17 protein-coding genes are annotated in these 19,556 nt (G+C 67.1%); 2 read left to right on the plus strand and 15 right to left on the minus strand.

Annotated features, from left to right (window positions below):
- Nucleotides 1-83: 83 nt before the first annotated feature.
- Both AC5QAH_RS13080 and AC5QAH_RS13085 read left to right on the plus strand, forming a co-directional pair.
- Entirely contained in the window at nt 84-641 is a 558-nt protein-coding gene (locus tag AC5QAH_RS13080; protein WP_143993923.1) for a flavin reductase family protein, read from the plus strand.
- A 34-nt stretch (nt 642-675) separates the two neighbouring features.
- Nucleotides 676-2,628, plus strand: coding sequence for an acetyl-CoA hydrolase/transferase C-terminal domain-containing protein (locus AC5QAH_RS13085; RefSeq protein ID WP_143993924.1), 1,953 nt, complete (start codon nt 676-678; stop codon nt 2,626-2,628).
- Nucleotides 2,629-2,714: 86 nt separating this feature from the next.
- On the opposite strand, the gene AC5QAH_RS13090 is transcribed toward AC5QAH_RS13085, so the two are convergent.
- From AC5QAH_RS13090 to AC5QAH_RS13160, 15 genes are all read right to left on the minus strand, one after another.
- Nucleotides 2,715-3,020, minus strand: coding sequence for a HigA family addiction module antitoxin (locus tag AC5QAH_RS13090; protein WP_010484074.1), 306 nt, complete (start codon nt 3,018-3,020; stop codon nt 2,715-2,717).
- 11 nt (nt 3,021-3,031) lie between these two features.
- A complete protein-coding gene (locus AC5QAH_RS13095; RefSeq protein ID WP_010484073.1) occupies nt 3,032-3,310 on the minus strand; it encodes a type II toxin-antitoxin system RelE/ParE family toxin in 279 nt (92 codons plus the stop codon).
- 271 nt (nt 3,311-3,581) lie between these two features.
- Nucleotides 3,582-5,579, minus strand: coding sequence for a transketolase (tkt, locus tag AC5QAH_RS13100; protein WP_010484072.1), 1,998 nt, complete (start codon nt 5,577-5,579; stop codon nt 3,582-3,584).
- A 215-nt stretch (nt 5,580-5,794) separates the two neighbouring features.
- Complete coding sequence (locus AC5QAH_RS13105; RefSeq protein ID WP_043403118.1) at nt 5,795-7,114, minus strand: dicarboxylate/amino acid:cation symporter; 1,320 nt, start codon at nt 7,112-7,114, stop codon at nt 5,795-5,797.
- 57 nt (nt 7,115-7,171) lie between these two features.
- Complete coding sequence (locus AC5QAH_RS13110) at nt 7,172-8,887, minus strand: BatD family protein (RefSeq protein WP_495232391.1); 1,716 nt, start codon at nt 8,885-8,887, stop codon at nt 7,172-7,174.
- Nucleotides 8,884-10,722, minus strand: coding sequence for a tetratricopeptide repeat protein (locus tag AC5QAH_RS13115; RefSeq protein ID WP_019338743.1), 1,839 nt, complete (start codon nt 10,720-10,722; stop codon nt 8,884-8,886). The genes AC5QAH_RS13110 and AC5QAH_RS13115 overlap by 4 nt, the downstream gene beginning before the upstream one ends.
- Entirely contained in the window at nt 10,719-11,723 is a 1,005-nt protein-coding gene (locus AC5QAH_RS13120; RefSeq protein ID WP_019338744.1) for a vWA domain-containing protein, read from the minus strand. Before AC5QAH_RS13120 ends, AC5QAH_RS13115 begins: the two co-directional genes overlap by 4 nt.
- Nucleotides 11,720-12,169 (minus strand): DUF4381 family protein, encoded by a 450-nt coding sequence (locus AC5QAH_RS13125; protein ID WP_100446626.1) that lies wholly within the window; start codon nt 12,167-12,169, stop codon nt 11,720-11,722. Before AC5QAH_RS13125 ends, AC5QAH_RS13120 begins: the two co-directional genes overlap by 4 nt.
- Nucleotides 12,166-13,095: a DUF58 domain-containing protein gene (locus AC5QAH_RS13130; RefSeq protein WP_495232392.1), complete on the minus strand. Its 930-nt coding sequence runs from the start codon at nt 13,093-13,095 to the stop codon at nt 12,166-12,168. Before AC5QAH_RS13130 ends, AC5QAH_RS13125 begins: the two co-directional genes overlap by 4 nt.
- An 8-nt stretch (nt 13,096-13,103) precedes the next feature.
- Nucleotides 13,104-14,129, minus strand: a complete 1,026-nt coding sequence (locus AC5QAH_RS13135) for an AAA family ATPase (protein WP_019659996.1) — start codon at nt 14,127-14,129, stop codon at nt 13,104-13,106.
- Between the two features lie 197 nt (nt 14,130-14,326).
- Nucleotides 14,327-16,300 carry a type IV pilus secretin PilQ gene (locus tag AC5QAH_RS13140; RefSeq protein WP_191849920.1) on the minus strand — a complete coding sequence of 658 codons (1,974 nt, stop codon included), beginning with the start codon at nt 16,298-16,300 and terminating at the stop codon, nt 14,327-14,329.
- A 21-nt stretch (nt 16,301-16,321) separates the two neighbouring features.
- Nucleotides 16,322-16,828: a pilus assembly protein PilP gene (locus tag AC5QAH_RS13145; protein ID WP_010484064.1), complete on the minus strand. Its 507-nt coding sequence runs from the start codon at nt 16,826-16,828 to the stop codon at nt 16,322-16,324.
- A gap of 26 nt (nt 16,829-16,854) precedes the next feature.
- Complete coding sequence (locus AC5QAH_RS13150) at nt 16,855-17,511, minus strand: type IV pilus inner membrane component PilO (protein WP_049410131.1); 657 nt, start codon at nt 17,509-17,511, stop codon at nt 16,855-16,857.
- Nucleotides 17,508-18,398, minus strand: a complete 891-nt coding sequence (locus AC5QAH_RS13155; protein ID WP_495232393.1) for a PilN domain-containing protein — start codon at nt 18,396-18,398, stop codon at nt 17,508-17,510. Before AC5QAH_RS13155 ends, AC5QAH_RS13150 begins: the two co-directional genes overlap by 4 nt.
- Nucleotides 18,398-19,456, minus strand: coding sequence for a pilus assembly protein PilM (locus tag AC5QAH_RS13160; RefSeq protein ID WP_010484061.1), 1,059 nt, complete (start codon nt 19,454-19,456; stop codon nt 18,398-18,400). The genes AC5QAH_RS13155 and AC5QAH_RS13160 overlap by 1 nt, the downstream gene beginning before the upstream one ends.
- Nucleotides 19,457-19,556 lie beyond the last annotated feature (100 nt).

Here is a 19,556-nt window from a genome sequence, read left to right on the forward strand (position 1 = left end):
GTAATCGAATCATCTGTCAAGCCCCTCGACTCCGGGTTCATCCCGGCTGCGCCAGCATCGATTCCTCCCGCCCCAGGCCCCGGATGAAAGCGCTGTCCAAGAAGGATTTCCCGGTCGAGCAGGCGCGCCGCTTCCTCGAACCCGGCCCGATCGTGCTGGTCAGTACCGCGTGGCAGGGCCAGCGCAACCTGATGACGATGGGCTGGCACATGGTGATGGGCTTTTCGCCGTCGCTGGTCGCCACCTACCTGTGGAATGAAAACCACAGCCATGCACTGGCCGTCAGTAGTGGCGAGTGCGTGATCAACGTACCCGGCGTGGAGCTGCTCGATACCGTGGTCGACATCGGCAACTGCAGCGGCCGCGAGGTCGACAAGTTCGCGCGTTTCGGGCTGGATGCAGTACCTGCGCGCGAGGTCGGCGCGCCGCTGGTCGGGCAATGCCATTCCTGCTTCGAATGCCGTCTCTACGACGACAGCCAGGTGCAATCGAGCAACCTGTTCATCTGGGAAATCGTGCGTGCACACGTGGCGCCACGGCCGAGATTGCCGCGCACGGTGCACTACCGGGGCGATGGGCAGTTCATGGTGTCCGGCGCCGAAGTCTCGCGTCGACGGCGGTTCAAGCCCGACATGCTGTAATGCCAGCACTCCCCCACACGCAGGACCGCCCCGCATGACCGAACACCTCACCGACCTGGACGCCGCCGTCGACTGGTTGTTTGCGCGCGTGGACGGGCCGCTGCGGATCGGGGCACCGCTGGCAGTGGGCAAGCCACACCGGCTGCTCAATGCCCTGTACGCACGCGTCGAGCACGACCCTTCGCGGCCGCTGCAGCTGTATACCGCGCTGTCGCTCAACCCGCCGAAGGCGCGCGGCAACGGTCTGGAAGCGCGCTTCATGGCACCGTTCGCGCAGCGCCATTTCGGCGACGATTTCCCGCGCCTGGCCTATGCCGATGCGATCGCGCGCGACGCGTTGCCGGCACATGTGCAGGTGGAAGAGTTCTACATGCAGTCCGGCGCCCTGCTCGGTTCGCGGCAGGCGCAGTCCAGCTACACCAGCCTGAACTACACCCACGCCGCCGATGCGGTCGCCCAGCGCGCGCCGCAGGTGATCGTGCAGAAGGTGGCGATGCGGCCGGATGACCGTCGGCTGTCGTTGTCGTGCAACAACGACATCACCCAGGACACCCTGGATGCGATGACCGCGCGCGGCCTGCCGCGCCCATTGATGATCGCCGAGATCGATCCGCAGCTGCCCTATCTGGGCGGCTCGGCGACGGTCGATGTGTCGTTCTTCGATCTGGTGATCACCCCGCCGCCGCCGTACCCGGCGCTGTTCGGGCTGCCGCGGCAGCCGGTCGGCGATGCCGACTACGCCATCGGCCTGTACGCCAGCACGCTGGTGCGCGACGGCGGCACCCTGCAGATCGGTATCGGCACGCTGGCCGATGCACTCAGCCACGCACTGGTGCTGCGCCATACCGACAACGCCCGCTACCGCCGCGTGCTGCACGCGCTGGATCCGCAGCTGGCCAGCCACCCGCTGGTGCAGGAGATCGGCGGGCTGGATCCGTTCGAAGTGGGCCTGTACGGCTGCAGCGAGATGCTCAACGAGGGCTTCCGCCGGCTGGTGCAGACCGGGGTGATCAAGCGCAAGGTGCACGACGACCTGGCGCTGATGCAGCGCATCGAAAATGGCAGCACGCTGTCCATCGACCACGCCACCTTGGCCGCCGAGGGCGAGTACCTGCACGGCGCGTTCTACCTGGGCTCGCCGGAGTTCTACGAGTGGTTGCGCACGCTGCCGGAAGACGAATGCCGTGCGATCGGCATGCGCCGCATCAGCGAGATCAACCAGTTGTACGGTGGCAACGAAACGCTGGAACGCCTGCAGCGCCGGCACGCGCGCTTCTTCAATTCCTGCATGATGGCCACCGCGCTGGGCGCGGCGGTGTCGGATGCGCTGGACGATGGCCGCGTGGTGTCCGGCGTGGGCGGCCAGTACAACTTCGTGGCGATGGCACATGCCCTGCCGGAAGCGCGCAGCGTGCTGATGTTCCGCGCCGCGCGCGATGACAAGGGGCGCCGCGAATCCAACGTGCGCTGGAACTACGGGCACACCACCATCCCACGCCACCTGCGCGACATCTACCTCAACGAGTACGGCATCGCCGATCTGCGCGGGCTGACCGACGAGGACTGCGTGCATGCGATGACCGCGATCACCGAAGCCCCGTTCCAGGGCGATCTGCTGCAGCAGGCACATGCCGCGCGCAAGCTGCTGGCGACCGCGCAACCGCACCCGGCGCGCCTGCAGCGCAATACGCCGCAGGCATTGGCGGCAGCGCTGGCACCATTCCGCGCCGATGGCAGCCTGCCGGACTATCCGCTGGGCAGCGACTTCAACGAGATCGAGCAGGTGCTGGTGAAAGCGCTGGGTTGGTTGAAGGCCAACACGCAGACCCGTGGCGACAAGCTGCGTACCGTCTGGGCAGCGTTGCGGCAACCGGCCGGCGACGGCGATGCGGTGTACCTGCAGCGCATGGGTCTGCAGGCTCCGACGGATTTCGCAGAGCGCCTGGACGCGCGACTGCTGCGCCTGGCGCTGGCACGCACTGCCTGAGAAAAGGGGACGGAGGGGATCAAGTCGTTCATGCACAGACGACTTGATCCCCTCCGTCCCCTTCTTTATTCATGCATGGCGCGGATCTACTGTCCGATCCTCACTGCATCCTCAAGATACAGGCGGGCAATGGGCGGATGCTCTCGATGCTCGACCTGCCACAGGTCATAGGCCGCCTGCATCGCCAGCCACATACGAGCACTGCCGAGGCCCGCAAGTTCAAGACGGTACGCGAGTTCAGCAGAGATGCCGGCGTGCCCGTTGATGATGGTCGACAGCTGTCCACGGGAATAACCAAGGTGCTGCGCCAGCGCACTGATGGACATGCTGATCGCCGGCAGGATGTCTTCGCGCAGCGATTCTCCTGGATGCGGCGGATCATGCAACGGCATCGAGCAGACTCCTAGTGGTAATCAAGGTAATCGACCAGTTCGACGTCGAGCCCACGAAAGCGGAACACCAATCGCCAACTCGCCGAGACATTCACAGCCCAGTAGCCGCTATAGCTTCCGTGCAGGGGATGCAGGCGATTTCCGGGCAGCCCCATGTCTCCAGGCAGCCGGGCTTGATCCAACTGCAGAAGCAAACGCCGCAACCGAGCCACATGATCGGCACGGACTCCGGAAATGTCGCCCCGCTCATAGAGCGCCTTCAGGCCCTTATGCCTGAAGCTGACGATCATGCAGCACCAGTGTAAGGCCACACCTTACACTCCGCAAATCCAGTATAGGTTTCTGCGCCGCGCTTGTTGACCATTTTTACTATTGAGGTTGTCTCGGCAGACTCTCCTTTTCGCAAGGAACGCAGGCCAGATGAAGAGGCCAACGCGACAGCGGCGCCGTCGGGCGGAACACGCCGTCCCCTTTTCTCGTCCACGCATGGCGTGGATCTACCCAGGAAAACGAGAAAGGCCGGCGTGCGCCGGCCTTTCCTTCATCACGCTGCGATGCTGCTTACAGCGCCTTGGCGGCTTCCACCACGTGGGCGGTGGTGATGCCGAAGTGCTTGTACAGCTGGTCGGCCGGGGCCGAGGCACCGAAGGTGTCAATGCCGATCACTGCACCGTCCAGGCCGACGAACTGGCGCCAGAAGCCGGTGACGCCGGCTTCCACGGCCACGCGCTTGCGCACGGCGTTCGGCAGCACCGATTCACGGTAGGCCGCATCCTGGCGCAGGAACACGTCGGTGGACGGCATCGAGACCACGCGGGTCTTGAGGCCGGCCGCATCCAGCTGGGCCTTGGCTTCAGTGGCCAGCGAAACTTCCGAACCGGTGGCGATCAGGATCACGTCCGGAGTGCCGGCGGCATCGGCCAGCACGTAGCCACCGCGCTCGATCTGGGCGATCTGCTCGGCGTTGCGCGGCTGGTGCGGCAGGTTCTGGCGGCTGAACACCAGACAGCTCGGGCCGTCCTGGCGGGTGATCGCGGCCTTCCAGCTCACTGCCGACTCGACCGCATCGCACGGGCGCCACACGTCGTTGTTCGGGATGTAGCGCAGCGAGGCCAGGTGCTCCACCGGCTGGTGGGTCGGGCCGTCTTCGCCCAGGCCGATCGAATCGTGGGTGTAGACGTGGATGGCGTGGGCCGGGATCAGCGCGCTCATGCGCACGCCATTGCGGGCGTAATCGCTGAACACCAGGAAGGTGGCGTCGAACGGAATGAAGCCACCGTGCAGGGCCAGGCCATTGGCAATGGCGGTCATGCCGAACTCGCGCACGCCGTAGTACACGTAGTTGGCGTTGGCGTCGTCGCTGGCAACGGACTTGCTGCCCTTCCACAGGGTCAGGTTGGAGTGCGCCAGGTCGGCCGAGCCGCCGACGATTTCCGGCAGCAGCGGGGCATAGGCTTCAATGGCCAGCTGCGAGGCCTTGCGCGAGGCGATCGTCGGGCCTTCAGCCGCCACCTGGGCGATGTAGGCATCGGCCTTGGCAACGAAGTCGGCCGGCAGTTCGCCGTGCGAACGACGGGTCAGTTCGGCGGCCTCGCCCGGGTACTGGCTGGCGTACTTGTCGAACAGCTGTTCCCACTCGGCCTGGCGCAGGGTGCCGGCGCCATTGGCGCGCCAGCCGTCGTAGATCGCCTGCGGGATCTCGAACGGACCGTACTCCCAGCCCAGCTGCTTGCGGGTGGCTTCCAGTTCGTCCTTGCCCAGCGGTGCGCCGTGGCTGGATTCCTTGCCCGCCTTGTTCGGCGAACCAAAACCAATGGTGGTGCGGCAGCAGATCAGGGTCGGCTTGTCGCTCTGCGACAGCGCGGCCTCGATGCCGGCCTTGATGCTTTCCGGGTCGTGGCCATCGACGTCACGGACCACGTTCCAGCCATAGGCTTCGAAACGCTCCGGGGTGTTGTCGGTGAACCAGCCCTCGACGTTGCCGTCGATGGAGATGTGGTTGTTGTCCCAGAAGCAGACCAGCTTGTGCAGGCCCCAGGTACCGGCCAGCGACGCCGCTTCATGCGACACGCCTTCCATCAGGCAGCCATCGCCCATGAACACCCAGGTGCGGTGGTCGACCACTTCCAGCTCCGGGCGGTTGAAGCGCTGTGCCAGCAGCTTCTCGGCCAGGGCGAAGCCCACGGCGTTGGCGAAACCCTGGCCCAGCGGGCCGGTGGTGGTTTCCACGCCCGGGGTCTCATGGCGTTCCGGGTGGCCGGCGGTGTGGCTCCCCAGCTGGCGGAACAGCTTCAGCTGCTCGATCGGCAGGTCGTAACCGCTCAGGTGCAGCAGCGCGTACTGCAGCATCGAACCGTGGCCGTTGGACAGCACGAAACGGTCGCGGTTGAACCAGTGCGGATTGCTCGGGTTGTGGCGGAGGTAGTCGTTCCAGAGGACTTCGGCGATGTCGGCCATGCCCATGGGCATGCCGGGGTGGCCGGACTTTGCGGTTTCAACCGCATCGGCGGCAAGGAAGCGGATGGCGTTGGCCAACTGGCGACGGGTAGGCTGCGTCATGGTTCTGTCGGAATCGGGAGGCGGCCGCGGACGTGCGGGCGGCCTATTGTCCCATAGTCGCCGGGCGGGGGGTCGGTTCACCTTGCCCGGTAGTGCCGGCCGCTGGCCGGCACTTTCATGATCTCCGCCGGATTCCGCATGTGAAAAGGGGTCGGATACCTTTCCCTGCAGAAAGGAATCCGACCCCGATCAGGTCGCCAGCAGTGGCCTTGGACTCAGTCCTGGTGGGGCGTAAGCGCCGGGCCGTCGTGGGACTCGCCCTTGGCCACCAGGGTGGTCAGGGCCAGGTCGCCGGTCACGTTCAGGGCGGTACGGCACATGTCCAGGAAGTGGTTCACGCCCAGGATCAGGCCGATGCCCAGCGGGTTCACGCCCACCATCGCGCAGATCATCGCCACCACCGGCAGCGAGCCCGACGGCACGCCGGCCGTGCCGATGCCACCGAGGATGCAGACCGCCATCACCATGATCTGCTGGCCGATGCTCAGGTCCACGCCAAAGAACTGGGCCAGGAAGATCACCGTCACGCCCTCGAACAGCGCAGTGCCGTTCTGGTTGGCGGTGGCGCCCACGGTCAGCACGAAGCGCGACACGCGCTGCGGCAGGCCCATCTGGTCGGCCACGCGCAGCGCGGTCGGCAGGGTGGCGTTGCTGGAGGCGGTGGAGAACGCCATCACCGTCGCTTCCTGGGTATCGCGGAAGAACGACAGCGGCGAGCGGCCGGACAGCCACACGGCGGTGCCGTAGGTCACGATCATGTGCAGGCCCAGCGCCAGCACCACCACGCCCACGTAGGCGCCCAGGCGGATGATCAGCTCGAAGCCGAACAGCGCGGCCAGGTTGAACATGAAGCAGGCCACCGCATACGGGGCCAGGCGGATGACCAGGTTGATCAGGGTCATCGAGATTTCGAACACGCCTTCGATGGCGCGGCGCAGCGGTGCGACCTTCTCGTTGTCGGTCAGCACCATGCCGATGCCGAACATCAGCGCGAAGAACATCAGCGACAGGATCGCACCGTTGTCAGACGCCGCCTGCAGCACGTTGCTCGGCACGATCGACAGCAGCATGTCCATGCCCTTCGGCGTGCCATGGATGCCAGCAACGATTTCCTTGCTGCGCTCTGCGTTCTCCGACAGCATCATCGCGGCGACCTGCGGGTCGACGCCGGCACCCGGCTTGAGCAGGTTGACCAGCACCAGGCCGATGCCCACGGCAATGCCGGACAGCAGCACGGTATACGCCAGGGTCTTCCAGCCGATGCGACCGAGGGCGCGGATGTCGCCCATCTCCGACACGCCCATGATCAGCGCCGAGAAGATCAGCGGCACGATCAGCATGAAGATCAGGTTGAGGAACAGGCCCGACGCCGGGGTGGTGATGTAGTCCATTACCCACTTGGCACCGGCCTGCAGACCATCGACGCTGCCACCCAGGGCGTGCACGATCAGTCCCAGGATCAGGCCGATCGCAAAGCCGATGCCCATCTTCCAATGCAGGGGCAACTTCTTCTTGTCGGCAGCAGCTGCTGTCATGCGCGGGTTTCCTCGAAAAATGAATGCACTCTAACAAAGCGCGCAAGCGGCGCCGGTTCAGGTTCGCCGCGGCGGATACAGCGGCGCCAGGCCAGTGTCAGCGGTGATCGCCGCCGCCGACCAGTGCGGTCCGTCACGGAAGACCCCGCGCAGGCGCGTGCGCAGCGGCGCCAGATCACCTTGCCCGCCCCAGCGCGCCTGTTGCAGGTCCTGCAGCACCTGGCGCTGGGCCGGGTCATCCAACCGCGCGATGACCTGCTCGATGCGTTCAACGCCGGCCATCGCGCACAGCTGAGCTTCTACCTGATCGAAGCCTTCACCATCCAGCGCGCGGCGCAGTTCGGCCAGGCCGGCACGTCCAGTCGCCACAGCCGGCACAGCCCCCCTGCCCGCCTCAGGCGACGCCACGCGCGGGCGACGGCCACGCTGCCAGCCCCACAACAGGGTCAGCAGCCACAGCAGCGCCAGGCCGATGGCGGCGCCCATCCATGGCCACGGACGCTCGGCCAGGCCGCTGGCGCGCGGATCGGTGGCCGCGATACGACTGTCCTGGCCATCGCCCCCCGGCAGCGCAGCATCGGTGTCGATCGGCGGCAGCGGCGCAGGTGAAGCACTGCCACCGCCATTACCGGCTGCGACGGCGAGTGTCAGGTCCGGCAGCTTCGCTTCCTGTGGCTTGCCGTTGCGCACGTCCCACCACGGCAGGCGCGGCCCCGGCACCACCAGCGAACCCGGCTGGCGCGGCACGATCGAGTAACGGCGGGTGATCTTCAGCCGCGGCGTGCTGCCGTTGAAGGTCTCTTCGTACTGCGCCGGTTCGGCGAACACCTGCGCGGCGCTGCCAACGTCGGGCACCGGCAGGTCGGTGAACTGCGCGCGGGTGGCACCGTCGGCAATCGCCTCGACCACCACGTTGGCCGCCTCACCGGTACGTGCGCTGGTCGGTGCACTGGTGTAGCGCAGCTGCAGGCCCTGCAGCGGCAGCCACGGCTGCGGCGCCTGTGCCGGCTGTGCCTGTACCTGCAACGTGCGGTCGGCGCCGGTGGCATTCATCCGCCCGTCGCCGCCGCCAAAGAAGTCGTCGAAGAAGCCACCGGCACTGCGCCCACTGAAACGCGCACCGGCCAGCCGAAGTGCACCGCTGCGCTCGGGGATCAGCAGGAAGCGCCGCTCGACCACGTTGTAGCGGCGGCCATTGACCTGCCGCACATCGGTGCGGTCATCGCCCACCCGCTGCAACGACGCACCGGCCGGGGTATCCAGCACCAGTTCGCCGGAGGCCAGCTGCGAGGCGAAATACAACCGCACCACCACGCCTACGCTCTGCTGCACATACGGCGTCTGGTCATCGACAACGGTTTCGATGAAGGCCACCGCGTTGCTGTCGGGGCCGGCCACGGCAGCGGCATCCACCTGCAGGGTCAGCGGCGCGGTACGCACGCTGCCCACCTGCAGGCCCGGCACCACCAGTGCACCGCTACGCCGCGGCGTGAGTGCCACGCCATACAGATTGCGCTGCTGCATGCTGCCATTGCTCCACTCCACCTGACGGCTGCTGGTCTGGCCGCTGAGATCGAAGTCGGTACGCAACGGCGTGAAATCTGGTGCGCCCTGATCGCTCTCGACATTGAGGGTGACCGTCTCGCCCATCGCAATGCGGTCGCGGTCCAGCCACGCGCGCGGCTGCGCCCACGCCAGCAGCGGCAGCCACAGCAGCAGTGCTGCCAGTACCTGCAGTGGCCAGCGCCCGTGCATGTTGATCGCCCGCGTCATCGCCCTTCCCTCTTCCTGCGTTCGTTTTCCAGCTGGAACTTGGCCCGCAGCAATGCGCCCGGATCATCCGGTACGCGCCGCATCCACGCCTCCACCGCCTGTTGCTCCTCGCGTTGGCGCGGGGTGGTGCCGTCGCTGCCTGGCACGGGCTTGCCATCCTGTTCGCCCTTGCCCTCACGTGCCTGCTGCATTGCCTGCTGCATGCGCTGGCGCTGCTGCTCATCCGCCTGGGCCTGTGCCTTGGCATCCTCCACCTGTGGTGGCGCCTGCTGTCCATCGCGCCCGCGCTCGCCGGGCTGCGGGCTCGACGGGTTCTTGTCGTCACCGGGCTTGGGCTGCCCCTGCTGGCCCGGTTGCGGCTGGCCCTGGCCGGGATTCTGCTGGCCCTGCTGCGGCTGCTGGCCCTGCGGATTCTGCTGCCCCTGGCCGTTCTGCGGTGGCTTCTGCTGCCCGTTCTGCGGTGGCTTCTGCTGATCCTGGCCTTTGCCACCCGACTGCTTGCGCTTGCGCGCGGCATCGACCACGGCGCGGTTGGCGACCGCGTCGGCCATGCCGGGATGCAGTGCCAGCGCGCGGTCGTAGGCGGCAATGGCTTCGTCGTAGTTGCCTTGGCGGGCCAGTGCATTGGCCAGGTTGTACCAGCCCGCATCGCTGTCGATGCCCTCGAACTGCTTGCGGGCACTGGCGAAATCGCCATTGCGGTACGCCTGCGCACCTTCGGCCAGACGCTGGTGCTGCACCTGGTCGGCGCGCTTCCACAGTGTGCCCTGCACCGGCGGTGAAGCCGGCACGGCGGGTGCCTGCGCCTGCACATCACTCATCCACGGCAGCAGGCCCACCGCCAGCACCGCCGCCAGCAGCGCGCGGCGGCGGAAGGCCAGCAGCGCCAGCAGCATCACCGGTGGCAGCAGCCAGAACCCTTCATCACGCCATTGCTTGCCCTCCCCGGGCCGCTGCGCCGCAGTACCTTCGCGTGCATCCAGTACACCCAGTGCGCGCAGATCACTGTCATCGGCGGCGATGCGTGCATAACGGCCACCACCGGCGGTAGCCACCGCACGCAGGCTGCCTTCATCCAGCGCAGCCTGGCGGATCTGCCCACTGCCATCCCGGTACGCCGCACCGGCAGCTGTGCCCAGGCCCAGTACCGACACCTGCAGGCCGAGGCTGCGCGCCTGCGCGGCGGCCAGTGCCGCTTCATCATCCGCCTGATCGCTCACCAGCAGGATCTGCCCCCGCAATGCCCCGATCTGGCGCATCAACCGCGTCGCCCAGTCGATACCGCGGTCGGCACGGTGGCCGTCGCGTGGCATCACATCCGGCGACAACGCGTCCAGATACAGCGCAACGTTGCTGCCGTCGTCGGTCAGCGGCGCCACGGTGTAGGCATCCTCGGCGTAGACCACCAGGCCCACCTGTCCGCCCTGGCGGGCACGCAGCAGCTCACCCACTTTCGCCCGGGCCTGCAGCAGGCGCGACGGCGGCAGGTCGGTGGCATTGATCCGGCTGGACAGATCCAGCACGACCAGCAGCGGTGCGCTGGCCTGGAACATCGGCTGTGCCTGCTGGCGCCAGCTCGGCCCGGCCATGGCCAGCGAGGCCAGCGTCCAGCCCAGCAGCACGGCCCAGGGCAGGCGTGCACGGCGGCGCGTGCCCGCAGCCAGCAGATGCGGCAACAGGTGGGCATCGACTGCTGTTCGCCACACATCGCTGCGCCGCTGCCGGTACAACGCCAGCGCGAGGATCAGCGGCAATGCCAGCAAGGCCCACAGCCATTCCGGGCGCAGGAAGTGCAGCGCATTCCAGTCGGGAAGATGGGATGCCAACGCGATCATCGGCGGCGCTCCGGCCACACCCATGCCAACGCACCCAGCAACAACGCCAGGCCCAACGGCCAGGCATAGCGCTCCTCGCGCGGTCGCAGGCTTGGCCCCTTCGCCGCGATCGGCTCCAGCCGGTCCAGTTCGGCGTAGATGCCGGCCAGCTGCGCGGTATCGCGGGCGCGGAAGAACTGGCCACCGGTCATGCTGGCAATCTTTTTCAACGTGGCCTCGTCGACCGGATCCTGGTCGGCGGAAATGGGAATGCCGAACAGGCGCATGCTGCCATCGCCACCAAACGCGACGGTGTGGATGCGTACACCTTCGGCGCGGGCCACTTCCGCCGCACGCAGCGGCTCCAGCACCCCGGCGTTGCTGACGCCGTCGGTCAGCAGGATCAGCACGCGCTGCCCCTCCGGTTGGCTGCGCAGGCGTTTCACTGCCAGGCCGATGGCATCACCGATGGCCGTCTCGCGCCCGGCCAGGCCGACCACGCTGTCGCGCAGCTGGTCGCGCACGCTGGCCAGATCGGCAGTAAGCGGCGTAAGCGTGTAGGCGCGGTCGCCGAAGATCAGCAGGCCGATGCGATCACCTGCACGACGATCAAGGAAATCGGCGAGCACGGCCTTGGCCGCGGTCAGGCGATCCACCGCCTGCCCGCCCAGCACCATGTCGCCCTCGCCCATGCTGCCGGACACGTCCATCGCCAGCATCATCTGCCGGCCCTGCTGCGGCGGGGTGATGGCCTCGCCCAACTGCTGCGGGCGCGTGAGTGCGATGCACAGCGCGCACCAGCCCAGCCACAACAGCAGCGTTCGCAGCCACGACACATCGACGCGGCCGCCACCGGCCAGCGCTTCCAGTTCCGTCGCTGCATAGGGCACGCGCAGCGCAGCGCCGGGGTCGGCACGACGCTTCCACCAGCGCATCAGCAACGGCAACGGCAGCGCCAGCAGGGCCAGCGGCCACGCCAGCTGCAGGTCCGGCCATGGCCAGTAACTTGCCAGCAGGTTCATCGGCGGCGCTCCAGCAGCATGGCCAGGTAGCGCTCGCGCGCCCAGCTGCGCAGCGCCGCCACATCGTTGGCGTCCACCCGTGGGCGATAGGCACCTTCCGCCAACAGGCTGCGACGTGCCGCGGGCAGCGTGCCTTCCGGATCCACGCGCTGCCACCAGGCGTCATCGCGCAGGGATTCACTGCCGGGCTGTGCCTGGCGTGCAGCGCGACGCAGCAGCCCTGCGATCGCCGCCAGTTCGGCAGCCGCATCGGCGGTGGTTGCCAGCTCCTGATCAAACACCTGCAACCAGCGTTGGCGGCGTCGGCGGCGCTGCCACCACAGGAAGGCCATCGCCACCAGCAACAGCAGCACCACGCCGCCGATCATCAGATAGCCCGGTGCCGGTGGCCACCATGATGGGGCCGGCGGCAGCTGCACATCGCGCAGCGGCAGGTTGGCGCTCATGCCGGCACCTCGGTGGGGGATGGTGCCAGCCAGGTGTCGCTGGGCGCATCGGAGGACAGCACCTGTACGTCGACGCGGCGCGCGCCGAGCTGGCGCCGCAGTTCCTGCAGCGGCTCGACAAAATGCGCCTGCCAGTGCGCCTGCACTTCGCTGCGGCGCAGGTCGAGACCGATGCGCTGCTGCGCGGTCTGGAACTGCAGTGCGGCCGACGGTGGCTGCAGCTCCAGTGGATCGACCAGCAGCACCAGGCTGAGGTCGTGATGCTGGGCCAGCGCGCTCCAGCGCGCGGGCGGAATGCGGATGGCCTGCTGCGGATCGGCCAGCACCAGCACACGTGCACCGGGGCGCAGGACGCGACCGGCATGGTCCAGCGCGCGTTCCAGGCCAAGGTCATCGGCCGGGGGCTGCGCATACCAGCGGGTGAGCGCATCCAGCACGCGCAGCACGCCGCGCGGGCCTCCTGCCGGTGCGATCGGTGGTTCACGGTCGCTGCCACGCAGGGCTCCGATGCGATCGCCACGACGTTGCGCCGACCACGCGGCGACGGCGCCTGCACGTGCGGCCTGCACCGATTTGAAGCGCACGCGGGTGCCGAAGTACAGGGCCGGCGAGGTATCGGCCACGATCAGGCTGACCCGCTCGCGTTCGGCCTGGAACAGTTTGGTGTGGGCACGACCGGTCCGTGCGGTCACCCGCCAGTCGATATGCCGCGCATCATCACCGGCCACGTACTCGCGTGACTCGGCATATTCCATGCCACGCCCACGCAGCGGTGACGGCGCCTGCCCGACGTTGCCGGCACGGCCACGGCGTGGCGGCGGCGGACGCTGTGCAAGGCGGCGCAGCGCCACCAGTTCGGACAGCTGCGGGCGCAGCCCGTCACCGTCGCTGACGGAGGAGGCGTGGTCCAGGGATGGATCGGTCATGCGCAGGCTCAGGGTGCCGGCACCCGGGCCAGCAGCTCCTGCACCAGGCGTTCGCCATCCCAGCCTTCGGCAGTAGCTTCGTAGCTGGGCAGCACGCGATGGCGCAGCACGTCGGCAGCGACCGCACGCACATCATCAGGGGTGACGAAATCGCGGCCGGCCAGCCAGGCGCGCGCACGCGCGCAGCGTTCCAGTGCGATGGAACCGCGCGGGCTGGCGCCCCAGGCAATGCGGCGGCCAAGGCCAGCGTCATAGCGCGCCGGATCACGCGAAGCCAGCACCAGCTCGATCAGGTAGCGCTCCAGCGCCGGCGCCATGTGCAGGTCCAGCACTTCGCGGCGGGCATCGAACACATCCTGCATCGGCAGCTTTTCCGGCGCCGGTGCGGCTTCGCCCAGTGCGCCACGGGCGCGCTCGCGGGCCAGGCGCAGGATCTCCGATTCGGCAGCCTGGTCCGGGTAGCCGATGCGCACATGCATCAGGAAGCGGTCCAGCTGTGCTTCCGGCAGCGGGAAGGTGCCTTCCTGTTCGATCGGGTTCTGCGTGGCCATCACCAGGAACAGCGGCGGCAGCGCGTAGGTGTGGCGGCCAACGGTAACCTGGCGCTCGCCCATCGCTTCCAGCAATGCGGACTGCACCTTGGCTGGCGCGCGGTTGATTTCATCGGCCAGCAGGATCGGGTGGAAGATCGGTCCGGGTACGAATTCGAAGCGGCCTTCCTGCGGGCGCCAGATCTCGGTGCCGGTCAGGTCGGCCGGCAGCAGGTCCGGGGTGAACTGCACGCGGGCGAAGTCAGCCTCCAGGCGCGAGGCCAGCGCACGGATCGCCGTGGTCTTGGCCAGGCCCGGAGCGCCCTCCACCAGCAGGTGGCCATCGGCCAGCAGCGCGATCAGCAGGCGTTCGACCAGTGCCGCCTGGCCGACGATCTCGGCCGACAGGGCATCGCGCAGCTGGGTGAAGGCGCCATGCAGGCGGGAGGTGGCCGGCGCGGGCGGCGGCGAGACGGTTTCGGGCATCGGCGGTGGCAGGTTCATGGGGGCCTTTGACCGGCGCGGGACGGCACGGGTTCCCGACATCATCGCAGGGTGCCCTGCGATTGGCATCAAGAACGGCTGAACGGCCCATCCACGCATGGCGTGGATCTACTGGACATGGGCGGCGTGAATCTACTGGCGGTAACGAAGAAGGGCCGCGCATGGCGGCCCTTCTTCGTTTCGCGGGTGGCGCGGGCTCAGTTCTGCTTGGCCACGCGCAGCACCTTCGGGGTCACGAACACCAGCAGCTCGGCCTTGTCCTTGTTGCGGCCACGCTTCTTGAACAGGTTGCCCAGGAACGGCACGTCGCCCAGGAACGGCACCTTGCTGATGCTGCTGCGGTCGGTGAACTCGTACACACCACCGATGACCACGGTCTGCCCATCCTCGACCAGCACCGCGGTGTTGACCTCGCGGCGGTTGATCGACGGCACCGTGCCGTAGCCCTGCAGCTCGATCAGGCGGTCGACTTCATCCTTCTTCACCTGCATGTTGAGGAACACGCGGTTGTCGTTGGTGATGGTCGGGGTCACCCGCAGTTCCAGCACCACTTCCTTGAACTGCACGTTCGGGGTGGAGCCGGCGCCACCGGCAGCACCGGTGCCGCTGATGGTGACGTAGCCGATTTCCTTGCCTTGCTTGATCATGGCCTCGCGCTGGTTGGTGGTGACCACGCGCGGGTTGGAGATCACCTCACCTCGCGACTCTTCCTGCATGGCCGACAGCTCCACGTCCAGCAGGTAGCCTGCGTTGAGGATCGACAGCGCCAGCGAGCCAGGGTTGTTGGCTGCGGCCACCGGCAGGTTCCAGTTCAGGCCGCGCTTGATGGTCGGGCCGCTGGGAATAGGCGCCGGGCCGACGCTGCCGCCGGCCTGCCACTCGCGAATCGCCTTGGCGTTGGCCTGCGCTGTATCGACCTGCGACTTGCGGGTTTCGGCATTGGCATCCAGGCTGCCGCTGAAGTACACGTTGTCGCGGCTGCCGCTGATGCCGAACTTCGCACCCAGCTCGCGGGCGAAGGTATCGGTAGCGATGACGATACGGCTTTCGATCAGCACCTGGTCAACCGGACGGTCGATCACACCGATCAGCTCACGCATGCGCGCGAGCTTCTTCGGGATGTCGCTGATCATCAGCGTGTTGGTGCGCTCGTCGGCCACGATACGGCCGCGCGAGGACAGGAAACCACTGTCTTCCTGCGACGAACCGCCACCACCGCCATTGCCGCCGCCACTGCCGCCGCCGATGCCCTTGGCCTCGGTCAGCGCTTTGAAGATCTGCGTGGCGCTGTGGTAGTTGATCTGGACGTAATCGGTGACCAGGTCTTCGCGGTTCTCGATGGCGATGCGCGCGTCTTCCTTCTCCTGCTCGAACTTGGCCAGCTCAGCCTGCGGAGCGACCCAGATCACGCTGCCATCGCGACGCTTGTCCAGGCCCTTGGCGCGCAGCACGATGTCCAGCGCCTGGTCCCACGGCACGTTGACCAGGCGCAGGGTCACATTGCCCTGTACCGAATCGGACGCCACCACGTTGAGATTGGATTCTTCGGCGATCAACTGCAGCACGGTGCGCACCGGCACGTCCTGGAAGTTGAAGGTCACCGGCTTGCCGGTGAAGCCACGCTGCCCCACCGCCTTGGCAGCCTGGGTGACGCTGCCGGCAGTGACCGCGCCCACCGCGGCGGGCGCTTGCCGCGGGCTGATCTCCACCACGTACTCGTTGCCGCTCTGGTAGGCCAGCGACTCCACCGCGCCACCGGTACTGAGCACCAGCTGGGTACCGGCACCGGACGGCTTGGCGTCGATGCGCTGCACCGGCGTGGCGAAGTCGGTGACGTTCATCGGCTTCTGCAGGTTGGCCGGCAGCCGGGCGTTACCGACATCGACCACCACGCTGTTGCCCTGCGTCCGCAGGTCCGGGACTGCGCCCTGGCCGTCGAACTGGACGATCAGGCGCCCGGCGCCATCATCGCCGCGCTTGAAATCGATCTTGGCCACCGACAGGCCCGCCGGCGCTGCCGCCGGTGCCACAGTGGCGCCCACCGGCTTCTCGGCCGGTGCGGCGGCCAGCGCCGGAGCGCAGGCCAGCATCAGCGCGACTCCCAACGCGCTGACACGGTTCAAGGTAGAGCGCCGGATGGGACGCAGCCCCTTGGCTTGGTGAAAGGTCATCGTGCTATCCCCAGTAAACGATCATTGATCTTCAAGCGAGAGCGTTGCCGGCCGTTCCAGCCAGCCGCCCGCGCCATCCGGCACCAGTTCGATCAGCTCCACGTGGTCCTCGAAGACCGCCGTGACCCGCCCGTCGCTCTGCCCAAGGTACCCACCCGGGCGTACCCGGTAGGTCACCTTGTCCGGCCCCATCACCAGCGCCACGGTAGCGGCGCCGGTGCCGATGGTACCGACCATGTCCAGTGCATCCAGCGGGAAGCCTTCCAGCGGCTCCTTGCGCCGGTTCGGATCCGGACGCAATCCGCCATTCCCCTGCTGCGGATTGGTCCAGGCATCGGTGAACGGGTCGCGCAGACCCTGTGCGGAGTATTCGAAGGTTTCGAACTGCTGCATCACCGGCAGCGGCTCCAGCGGCTGCGCCGGTCGGGCACGCTCGCCTTCCACCCACTTTTCAAGGTTCGGCGCATCACCCGGCGTGCTGGTCACATCGCGGCCGCACGCAGCCAGCATCAGAACGACGGCAGCCATCCCACAACGCGCAAAGAGGGAACGGATCACTTCTTCTCCTCCTTGCCGGCGTCAGCCGCCTGCTGTGCCTGCACCTCGGTCTCATCCAGATAGCGATAGGTCTTGACCGTGCCGGACAGCTCCAGCGCACCGCTGCGGGCGTTGCCGCTGGCCTTGTCCTTGGGCTTGAGGTTGATGTCGTGCATGGTCAGGATGACCACGCGCGGCAGCGACGCCACGCCACTGACGAAAGCACCGAACTGGTGGTAACTGCCCACCATGCGCAGCTTGATCGGCTTTTCGGCGTAGAACTCCTTGACCTGCTCCTGCTCCGGCTCGAACAGCTCGTTGGTCAGGCCGCTGGACAACGCCGTCTGCGAGATGTCGATGATCAGGTCCGGCATTTCGGTCTTGCTGGGCAACTGCCGGAGCATCTGCTGCAGCACCTGTTCCATCTGTGCCAGCTGCTGCTTCAGCGGCGCCAGGTTCACCGCGCGCTCCTGCTGCTTGGTGAACTCGGCACGCAGGTCGACTTCCTTCGATTCCAGGCCGGCCAGTTCCTCGCGCTTGCCACTGATCAGCAGCATCCACGCAACGAACATGATCACCAGCGCCAACAGCGAGCAGAAGACGATCTTGGCCTTCTGCGGCCAGTTGCCGATGTCGTTGAAATCCAGGTTCTTCAGATCGATTTTCTGGCTCATGCGCGATCCCCCTGCAGCGGGGCGTTGAAGGCCTGCGGCGGCTGCGCCAGGCGGCTGCCCTCGGGCTTCGGCGCAGGCTTGGCAGCCGGGGCTGCCGGCTGGTTCGGCGCGGCCGGGGTGGCAGCAGGTGCATTGACCGGAGCGGCGGCGGGGGCGGGTGCAGCCGGAGCAGCAGCGGGCTGGCCTGCGGCCGGTGCAGCGGGCGCCGCTGCATCCGGGCCGGCGGCAAGCGGGGCCACTGCGGGCGGAGCCGGCGTTGACACCGAACCGTCCGCGTTGAGGCCTGGCGTACCGGCCACTTCCTCACTCTGCGCCGGCAGCTTCACCTTGACCACGAACACATAGGGCAGCGCCTTGATGTCGGCCAGCGGGCCAACCTTGCCGTCCTTGTCCTTCTCGGGATCACGCGCTTCGATGATCGACAGTTCCGGGTTGGTCATCCAGCCGGAGGTCTCCAGGTTGCGCATGTACGCCGAAACACGGGCGTTGGACTGGGTGCGGCCTTCCAGGGTCAGCACGTCGCCTTCCTGCTTCAGCGCGGTCAGCACCAGGCCATCGGGAATCGTGCGCACCAGCGCATCGAACAGGTGCACCATCTGCGAGCGCTTGGCCTGCAGTTCCTCAATGACCTTCTTGCGGGCCAGCAGGCGTTCCTTCTGCGCGTCGAGGCGGTCGATCTCCTTGTTCTGTTCCTTGACCTTTTCGATCTCGGCTTCCAGATAGGCGTTGCGGTCCATCTGGCCGCTCACCTGGCGGTCGTAATAGAACCAGATCACCAGCGACAGCAGCAGGCCACCGACAGCGGCCATGCCCAGCATTGCGTAGAACTCGCGCTGGCGTTGCTTGCGCCGCTCGGCGCGCCAGGGCAATAGATTGATGCGTGCCATCAGTCGAAGCTCCTCAGCGCCAGACCGGTGGCGATCATCAGCGCGGGGGCATCCTGGGCCAGCGCATGTGCGTTCACCTTCGGCCCCAGGGTCATCTGCGCCAGCGGGTTGGCGACCACGGTCGGCACGCCCAGCTGTTCCTCGACCATTTCCGGCAGCCCGCCGAGCACGGCGCAGCCGCCGGCCAGCACGATGTGGTCAACGCGGTTGAACTCGCTGCCTGCATAGAAGAACTGCAGCAGGCGGCTGATCTGCTGGACCGTGGCTTCCTTGAACGGCTCCAGCACTTCCATCTCGTAGCTTTCCGGCAGCCCGCCCTGGCGCTTGGCCAGGCCGGCTTCCTCGTAGCTCAGGCCGTAACGGCGCATGATCTCGTCGGTCAGCTGCTTGCCACCGAACACCTGTTCGCGGCTGTACAGGCTGCGGCCACCGCGCAGGACGTTGAGGGTGGTCATGGTGGCGCCGATGTCGACCAGCGCGACCACGCCCTCGATGGACACCGGCAGCTCGCTGGCCACCAGGGCATAGGCGTTCTCGACCGCGAAGGCCTCCACGTCCATCACCTTGGCCTGCAGGCCACCCAGTTCCAGGGCCGACTGGCGCAGTTCCACGTTCTCCGAACGCGACGCGGCCAGCAGCACCTGGACCATCTCCGGGTTGTTCGGGATCGCCCCGATCACCTCGAAGTCCAGGTTCACTTCCTCGATCGGGTACGGAATGTAGTTGACCGCTTCCAGCTCGATCTGGGCTTCCATGTCGTTTTCGTCGAGCTCGGCCGGCATCGGGATCACCTTGGTGATCACCGCCGAACCGGCGACGGCGGCAGCGGCCAGCTTGGCCTTGCTCCCCGAGCGGTTCATCGCACGGCGGATGGCCTCACCCACGGCCTCCACTTCCACGATGTTCTTCTCCACCACCGCGTTCGGCGGAAGAGGTTCCACGGCGTAATGTTCCACACGAAAACGGTTGCCACTGCGGGACAGCTGCAAAAGCTTTACCGCAGTCGAACTGATGTCGACGCCTACAAGCGGCGACTGACTTTTTGGGATGAGCCCCACGGTTTCTCCCCTGCCGACGGGCACTTGGACGCAAGACCTGCGCCCGAGCATTAATAACGTATTCTTAGCAAATGGCAACGGCCCTGCTGTGAAGTCCCTC

The organism is Stenotrophomonas sp. YJH_SMC_43 (assembly GCF_059372535.1).